This is a genomic window from Pseudoalteromonas sp. G5_S1_14_S5 (assembly GCF_054968605.1).
The window spans coordinates 1-1,980 of record NZ_JBQKUM010000167.1 but is presented as its reverse complement, the minus strand read 5'-3'; the positions used below and the strand labels follow the sequence as shown (position 1 = coordinate 1,980).

Annotated in this window: 2 protein-coding genes; both read left to right on the top strand. The window is 49.1% G+C overall.

Translation table 11 applies throughout. The annotated features are described in order from the left end of the window. A partial coding sequence (istA, locus tag ACTRWI_RS22350; protein ID WP_499133888.1) for an IS21 family transposase occupies positions 1-1,120 on the top strand: 1,120 nt, incomplete at its 5' end. A 10-nt stretch (positions 1,121-1,130) separates the two neighbouring features. Then, complete coding sequence (istB, locus tag ACTRWI_RS22345) at positions 1,131-1,871, top strand: IS21-like element ISVch3 family helper ATPase IstB (protein WP_499133887.1); 741 nt, start codon at positions 1,131-1,133, stop codon at positions 1,869-1,871. The last annotated feature ends 109 nt before the right edge of the window (positions 1,872-1,980 follow it).

Sequence of the window (1,980 nt, the reverse complement as noted above, 5' to 3'; positions counted from 1 at the left end):
TGCAGGTGATAAGCTGTTTATCGATTACTGTGGGCCTCGGCTTCAAGTGGTCAACCCTGATACAGGTGAAGTGCGCGAAGCAGAAGTGTTCGTGGCGACCTTAGGAGCGTCCAATTACACTTATGTTGAAGCCTTCCCGAGTCAAGGTAAGTCTTACTGGTTAGAGGCGCATGCCAATGCACTCGAACACTTCGGTGGTGTCCCACGGCTCTTGGTTCCCGATAATCTACGCAGCGCGGTCAGCAAAGCTAACCGTTATGAGCCGAGGCTTAATGAAAGCTATCAAAAACTGGCAAATCATTATCAAACTGCCGTGATGCCAGCTCGCCCCTACAAACCGAAAGACAAAGCCAAGGCAGAGAATGCTGTCCTCCTAGTGGAACGTTGGATCATGATGCGACTTCGCCATCAAACCTTCTATACCTTCAAAGAGCTGAACCTTGCCATCCGTGAGCTAATGAATGACTTAAACAAACGTGAGATGAAGCATTATGGTGCGAGCCGCAAAGCGCTGTTCGACAAACTCGATAAACCCGCGTTAAAGCCCCTTCCTAAGCAGCGATATCTATATACTGAAACCAAGCGAGCCAAGGTTGGGCCTGATTATCACATCGAATATCGCCGTCACTACTACTCGGTTCCCCATCAGCTTGTTGGTCACCATGTCGAACTGGAAGCCTCCAACCGTCTGGTGCAAATCTACCATCAAGGTAACTTGGTCGCCCAGCACCCGCGTAGCCAAAGGGAGCGCGGAAACAGTACTCAACCTGAGCACATGCCGAGTAATCATCAACATCAAAAGTGGTCGCCTGGACGTTTACTCAACTGGGGGGCCAATGTCGGCCCCGCCACACGGGAAGTCGTCAATAAAATGCTGAACTCTAAGCCTCATCCCGAGCAGTCGTATCGTTCCTGTCTTGGGCTGCTCAACCTGAGCAAAGCCCATGGCGAATCGCGCCTCGAGCAAGCCTGTAAAGATGCACTGATGCTAACAAAACCCAATTACACCTTCGTCAACAATCTACTCAAGAACAACCGTGAGGGGCAACTGAGTAAAGATAAAGCGAATACGCCGAACCTTGTTCACAGCAATGTTCGTGGCCCGAACTGTTATCACTAGGAGAAAGGATATGAACGCACTTAATGACCAACTTAAAACCCTGCGTTTGAGCCATGCGGCGAAAGCGTTAGAGCAGCAACAAGAGCAACTGACCACCTACGCAGAGCTGGACTTCGAGGAGCGGTTAAGCTTGCTCCTGGAGAGTGAAATCTTGAACCGTAATCAGAGCAAAATCCAACGCTTGAAGCGACAAGCAAAGCTGAGAGTGGATGCCCAGCCGAGCCAACTCATCTACAAAGAGGGACGAAATCTCAATCGTAAACAGATGAGCGAACTGCTAACAGGCAGTTATCTGCATAAGCATCAGAATATCTTGATCACAGGCCCAACAGGTGCTGGCAAAACCTATCTTGGTTGCGCTCTGGCAACCAGTGCCTGCGACCAACAGAAAACCGTCAGGTACTACCGATTAACTCGCTTGCTTGATGATCTGACCGCAGGTCGTCTGGATGGTAGCTATCAAAAACAACTTCAGTCGCTGGCTAAGAAAGGCTTACTCCTCCTCGACGACTGGGGGATGGAAAAACTGACTCATGAGCATGCTGGTCACTTGTTAGAAGTGCTTGAAGACCGTTACCAAAACAGCAGCACAATCGTCATCAGCCAGTTACCAGTAAAAGAGTGGTACAACATGATAGGCAACGCCACTGTCGCTGACGCTCTAATGGATCGTCTAGTTCACAATAGTCATCGAATAGAACTGGGAGGAGAATCAATGAGAAAAATGGCGCAATCCGAACACTTAGAGTAAAAATAGGGAAAGAGAAAAAGTGCTGGTTCAGGTGTTCGGAATAAACCGAAACAAGCGTTCGCAATCACCGAAATACGCACCAACATAATTGATGACGGTCTGCGGCTAT